Origin of the sequence: Erythrobacter sp. CCH5-A1 (assembly GCF_001557115.1) — a bacterium.
In the GTDB taxonomy this organism is placed as follows: Bacteria; Pseudomonadota; Alphaproteobacteria; order Sphingomonadales; family Sphingomonadaceae; genus Erythrobacter.
Genome location: NZ_LSKQ01000124.1, coordinates 1 through 6,205, shown reverse-complemented (window position 1 = coordinate 6,205; position 6,205 = coordinate 1). Strand labels below are relative to the sequence as shown.

At 69.3% G+C, this 6,205-nt stretch carries 6 protein-coding genes; 2 read left to right on the top strand and 4 right to left on the bottom strand.

Annotated elements, in window-relative coordinates:
* The coding region (locus AX708_RS06470) for a class I tRNA ligase family protein (protein ID WP_156454538.1) at window positions 1-678 on the top strand (678 nt) is incomplete at its 5' end.
* Between the two features lies 1 nt (window position 679).
* Window positions 680-1,414: a 7-carboxy-7-deazaguanine synthase QueE gene (locus AX708_RS06465; RefSeq protein WP_066531096.1), complete on the top strand. Its 735-nt coding sequence runs from the start codon at window positions 680-682 to the stop codon at window positions 1,412-1,414.
* A 1-nt stretch (window position 1,415) separates the two neighbouring features.
* On the opposite strand, the gene AX708_RS06460 is transcribed toward AX708_RS06465, so the two are convergent.
* The 4 genes from AX708_RS06460 to AX708_RS20795 all read right to left on the bottom strand — a co-directional run.
* Window positions 1,416-3,113 carry an ATP-binding protein gene (locus tag AX708_RS06460; RefSeq protein WP_066531095.1) on the bottom strand — a complete coding sequence of 566 codons (1,698 nt, stop codon included), beginning with the start codon at window positions 3,111-3,113 and terminating at the stop codon, window positions 1,416-1,418.
* A 93-nt stretch (window positions 3,114-3,206) separates the two neighbouring features.
* On the bottom strand, window positions 3,207-3,986 hold the full coding sequence (locus tag AX708_RS06455) for a TIGR02186 family protein (RefSeq protein ID WP_197426169.1): 780 nt from the start codon (window positions 3,984-3,986) through the stop codon (window positions 3,207-3,209).
* Between the two features lie 10 nt (window positions 3,987-3,996).
* Window positions 3,997-4,914, bottom strand: a complete 918-nt coding sequence (locus AX708_RS06450; protein WP_066531093.1) for a sulfite exporter TauE/SafE family protein — start codon at window positions 4,912-4,914, stop codon at window positions 3,997-3,999.
* Between the two features lie 244 nt (window positions 4,915-5,158).
* Window positions 5,159-6,205: hypothetical protein (locus AX708_RS20795; protein ID WP_067489713.1), on the bottom strand; the 1,047-nt coding region annotated here is incomplete at its 5' end.

Genomic DNA, 6,205 nt, shown 5'->3' with positions numbered 1-6,205 from the left:
CTCCAGTCCCCCTCCCGCGAGCGGGAGGGGGACTGGAGTCCCGCTCAGGAAACCCGCGCGGTCGCCGGCTGGGCGCTCGACCAGATCCTCGTCATGCTCCACCCCTTCATGCCCTTCATCACCGAAGAGCTGTGGCACAAGCTGGGCGCGCGCGATTACGAGCTGATCGTGGCGCAATGGCCCAAGCCGGAAGCGGAAATCAGCAAGGAGGCGACCGACGCGATCGACTGGGTGATCGACCTCACCACCAACACCCGCTCCGCCAAGAACGAACTGGGCATCGCGCCGGGCGCCAAGCTGGCGGCGTGGCTGGCCTCGCCCTCGGACGTCGCCGCGCGCACCATCGAACGATCCAGCGCCGCGATCGAGCGCCTCGCGCGTCTGACCCCCGTCACTATCGGCGAGGCCCCCGCCGGCCCCGCGATGCAGGTGACCGCGGGCGAGGACGTGTTCGTCATCCCGCTCGAAGGCATCGTCGATATCGCCGCGGAGAAGGCGCGGCTCGAGAAGGCGCTGGCGACCTCGCAGAAGGAGGCCAAAAGCCTCGAAGGCCGCCTGTCGAACCCCGCCTTCGCCGAGAAGGCCAAGCCCGAGGCGGTCGAGAAGGCCCGCGCCGACCTCGCCCACCACACCGGCGAGGTCGAGCGGCTGACGGCGGCGCTGGCGCGGCTGGGGTGAGGTGAACCTCACCCTCGCCACCGACGACACCGGCGGGCCGGAGATTTTCGCCAGCCTGCAAGGCGAGGGGCCGAGCATGGGGATGCCGGTCGCCTTCGTGCGCCTCTCCCGCTGCAACCTTGCCTGCACGTGGTGCGACACCGCCTACACCTGGCGCTTCGAGGGCGACAACCGCCCCCACCGCGACGGGATCGCCTTCGAGCGCAAGGCCAATCAGGTGACGCTCTCGCCTGAGGACACTGCCGCGCGGATCGCGATGCTGGGGCAGAAGCGCCTCGTCATCACCGGGGGCGAGCCTCTGCTTCAGGCCCCGGCGCTGGCGGAGATGCTGGCGTACCTGCCCGATATCGCTGTGGAGATCGAGACCAACGGCACCGTCGCCCCGCCCGCCCGGCTCGACGTGCGGGTGGACCAGTACAATGTCAGCCCCAAGCTCGCGCATAGCGGCAATCCTGCGGACCTCGCATTGATCCCCGAACGCCTCGACGCATGGGCAGCTGAGCCGCGCGCCTTCCTCAAGTTCGTGATCGCCACGCCTGCCGACGTCGACGAAGTGCTCGCGCTCCACCAGCGCTACCGCTTCCGCCCCGAACGGGTGTTCCTGATGGCCGAGGGCACCGACAGCGCCGCCTTGCGCACGCGGCAAGCTTGGTTGAGCGAGCTATGCCTCAAGCACGGCTTCCGGATGTCAGACCGGATGCATATTCACTTGTATGGGGATACGCGCGGGACGTGACTTAACCCTGGCTCCGCCAGCGCATCACCACCCGCTCGACCAGCTCTTCCTCCCCGCCGTCGCGGTTCCACAGTTCGACAAAGCTCGGGTCTTCCGAGGCCGGGCGCTTGTGTTCCTCGAGGCTGTCGAAGGTCACGCGGATCGGGATCGCGACGCCCTCGCCGCAGATGATGCATTCGCGGTTGCGCAGCGCGGGGATCGAATCGAGGAAGCCGCGCGCACCTTCGGGCATGGCGGCCTTGACGAAAGCCTGGTCGCGGTCGTTGTTGAGGCGCATCGAGATGATCGTGCCGCACTGCGACAGCACGCCTTCGGCAAGGTCGGAGGGGCGCTGGGTGATGAGGCCGAGGCTGATGCCGTACTTGCGGCCTTCCTTGGCGATGCGGCTGAGGATCTTGCCCACCGAGGAACCGTCGGCGTTCTTCTCGTTGGGGACGTAGCGGTGCGCTTCCTCGCACACCAGCAGCACCGGGCGGGTCTTCTCGTCACGCCCCCAGATCGCGAAGTCGAACACGAGGCGGCTGAGCACCGCAACCACGGTAGAGGTGATGTCGGACGGCACGCCCGACACGTCGATGATCGAGATCGGCTTGCCGCCGCCGGGCATGCGGAAGATCTTGGCGATGAATTCCACCATCGTGTCGCCCACCAGCATGCCGGAGAACATGAACTGGTAGCGCGGATCGGCCTTCATTTCGTCAAGCTTCTGCTTGATCCGCATATAGGGCGCGCTCGAGGTCGCCTTGTCGAGGCGGCCCATCTCGTCCTGCAGGATGGCGCTGAAATCGCTCAGCAAATAGGGGATCGGGCTGTCCACCGTGATCTTGCCCATGGTCTGCGCCAGCCGGCTTTTAGACCGCGCGGCGAGCAGCACCTTGGCGAGAATGTCGCTATCGGTCTGGCGGTCGTTGCCGCTCGAGGACAGCAGCACCTCGCAGTGCTCCTCGAAGTTCATCAGCCAGTAGGGCATCTGCAGGTTCGACACGTCGAGGATCTGCCCCGTGGTGCGGAACGCGGCGGAATATTCGCCGTGCGGGTCGATCATCACGATATGCCCCTTGGGGGCCATCTCGCAGATGCGGTGCAGGATCAAGGCGGCGCTGGTCGACTTGCCGGTCCCGGTCGATCCGAGCAGGGCAAAGTGCTTGCCGAGCATCGCGTCGATATAGAGGCCCGCGCGGATGTCCTTGGTCGGGAACACCTTGCCGATGGTGATGCTGGCGCGCCCGTCGCTGGCGTAGATCTGTTCGAGGTCGCGGGTGGTGGCGGGATAGATCATCGCGCCCGGGATCGGGTAGCGGGTGACGCCGCGGCGGAAGCCGTGGATGTGGCCGGTCAGCTTCTCTTCCGAGCCTTCGCCGAGGAAGTCGATATGGGCGATGATCCCGCCCTCGGTGCGGCGGTCCTTGCGCTGGTCGCGAACGGAGCCGAGCAGCCACGCATCGCCGACGCGGATCTTGATCTGGCTGCCGACCTGTCCGGCCAGAGCCACCGAGGGATCGGCATCGTCCATGCACTCGGTGATGCGCTGCAGATCGAGCGCGATCTGCGAGCCCGAGCCCGAGATTTCCAGAACCACGCCGATCGGCAGGCGCGCGTTGTCGTGGCCGCCGCGCGCATAGGCGGCAGCGACTTCCTCGGCGCCAGTCGGATTGGGGCCGGTGAAACGTTCGAAATCCTGGTTGGCGTGATCCGTCATCGGCGCCCTTCCCTCGCGCAAGTGCATTCGCCTGCGAGAAGTAGCGGCATCGGAGTTAAGATCGCGTCAACGTTGCGCTTTTGGGCGCAGGCCTCAGGTGCGGGCGAACAGCCTTCCGGCGAGCCAGCCCATGCCCAGCGACAAGGCGATCGCGCCGAGGCCATAGAGGAACGACCAGCGCTGCGCGGCGGTGACGACCTGCCCTTCGAGCCCGGCTTTGACCACCTCGATCCGCGCGGTCGCGCTCGCCACCACCCGCCCGCGGCTGATGGCGAAGGTTTCGGCGGTGTAACGGCCGGTGGTGACGGTCGAGGGCAGGTCGATGCGCGCCTGGTAGAGCACCTTTTCGGCAATCGTGACCCCACCCGGGTTCTCCTGATAGAGCCCCTGCCGCCGCCGCAGTTCGACCAGCCCGCTGGCAAAACGCGATTGCTCCGCAGGATCGATCTGGCCTGAGGGGGAGAGCTGGATGAAGTCCGTCCCCAGTTCGTAGATCGCGGCGGTGCGTTCATCGACGATCTTTTCGATCGGGCGCGAGGAGGCGACCGCGAAGAACGAGGGGACGGAGCGGAAATCGCTTGAGCCGGCATTGGCCCAGATGCCGAGGATGCGCTCCTTCTCGCGGATGCGTACCGGCGCGGCGGGGCCCTTCAAGACGACGACGATGTCATAATCGCCCGCGCGCCCGCCGCTGTCGGGATCGACCACCGCGCCGTAGAGCAGCAGCCGCGCGCCGGTGAAGCCCTGGCGCACCTCGATCAGCGACTGGCTGACCGCGGGCACCAGAACCGGCTCGCGCTGGGCGAGCGCGGGGGTGGCGGCAGCTGCGCTCCACAGCGCCAGCGCGCCGATGACCCGCGCCGCCCACGTCACGCGCGGCCCCTCAAAGCGGCACCACGGTGTAGATCTCGTCGGGCTGGACGCCGAGGCCGTAGAGCATCCGCAGCGCGATCAGGATCACCAGCGTGGCGAGCGCGAGGCGCAGCAGCTCGGGCCGGGCCTTCAGCGCGATCTGCGTGCCGAACTGCGCGCCCAGCACCGATCCCAGCAGCAGCAGCGCGGCAAGCATCAGATCGACTGCCTTGGTCGTCAGCGCGTGGGTCATGGTGGTGACCATGGTCACGAACAGGATCTGGAACAGCGAGGTGCCGACCACGACATTGCCGCTCATGCCCAGGATGTAGAGCATCGCCGGCACCAGCAGGAAGCCGCCGCCCACCCCCATCAGCATGGTGAGGATGCCGACCAGCATCCCGAGGATCAGCGGCGCGAGCGGGGAGATGTAGAGGCCCGAAGCGTAGAACCGCCAGCGATAGGGCAGGCTGGCGACCAGCGGGTGGTGGCGGCGCTTCCTCACCTGCGGGCCGCTGTTGCCGAACATGCCGGGGCGCAGCGCGCTCACCGCCTCGCGCATCATCAGCGTGCCGATCGAGCCCAGCAGCAGGACGTAGAGGATCGAGATCACCACGTCGATCTGGCCGAGCGCCTGCAGCGCGCTGAACAGCCCCGCGCCGATCAGCGCGCCGACCATGCCGCCCACCACCAGCACCGCGCCCATGCGGTAATCGACGCCCTTGCGGCGCGAGTGCGCGAGCACGCCCGAGACGCTCGCCCCCGTCACCTGCGTGGCGGCCGAAGCGGCGGCGACCGTGGGGGGAATGCCGTAGAAGATCAAAAGCGGCGTCGTCAGAAACCCGCCGCCGACCCCGAACAGGCCCGACAGGATCCCGGTCAGCCCGCCGAGGAGGACGATATAGAGCCCGTTGACCGAGAGATTCGCGATGGGCAGGTAGACGTCCATGCCCCGCAGGCTAGCCGAGGCGGCGGGGGGTTGGAAGGCGTAGGGAGCGCCTATCCTCGGTGTTTTTGCGATGGCGAACCTAGTCCCTCCCCGTTCCGGAGGCCCACCCCGCTGCGACTAAGCTCGCCTGCGGCTCACCAAGTCTCGCGACCCTCCCGCAAGCGGGAGGGTGAGATCGGCGCTCCATGTCCCCCTCCCGCCTGCGGGAGGGGTTAGGGGTGGGCCTGCGCCGAGACCGGGCCGCTCAAAACCCCGCCGAGACCGTCACCGCCACGCCCGATCCCGGCGCGGCGTCGCCTGCCACCCTCAGGCGCCAGTCGACCGCGATGCGCGCGGGTACCTTGCCGATCCGCGTATCGAGCCGCAGCGTCGGGCCGATGTCCGCGCGCTGCGCGTCCTTCTGCGCCCCGCCCCATGCGCCCGCGCCGAGGCGGAGGCGCAGCCGCTCGCGGGTGAGGCGTGCGACCAGCGGCAGTTCGCGGGTCACGCTCGCCTGCGCATCGGCAAAGGGGGTCGCGGCCGGCCCGCCGACCCAGCCTCCTTGCGCATAGAGCTCGGCCTCGGCCCCGAGCGGCAGGCGCAGCGGGGGGATTTCGGTGACCGCATAGGCAGCCGGGCGGAACCGGCTGAACGCGGCCGCATCGGTGTAGCGCACCTCGCCCGCCACGCGCAGCGGCAGGCGCGCCAGCGGGCGCAGCGAGGCGCCGAGCGCGCCCTCGTTCTCGCCGCCCGGCACCAGCGCGCGGTAGGCGCGGGCGTAGAGCCGCGGATCGTGGCCGCTCAGGGGAGCGAGGCGGTATTGCAGCACCGCGCCCGCCTGGCTCGCCCCGTAGATCGGCACGCGCCCCTGGCTGACCGGCGCCGCCGAGGAGCCCTGCCGCCAGAACGCCCATGCATCGAGCGACCAGCGCCCGGGAGCCGCCGCAGCCGGCAGCGGCACCATCGGGGGAAGGAAGGGCGCGGGCGCCTGGCGATCGGCAGGGTTGCGCTCGGACCTGGCGGGCGGGCCGGCGTTCATCCGCCATTGCGGACTGCCTTCGAGGCCGGGCAACTGGGTCGCTGCCGCAGGCCGCGCCGGAGCGAAGCCAGGCGCGGGCGAGACAAGGCGCGGGGGACGAAGCGCGAGCATCCGCCCTGCGCCGGAGCTCCGGACCAGCGCCGCCTGCCCGATCAGCCGCAACTCCTCCCAGATGATGGCCCGCGCGATCGCCACATCAATCGGCGGCGGTCCCCAGACGATCGCGGCATGGCGATAGAGCGGCTCGGGCACGGCAGCGGCGGGGGCGGGGGC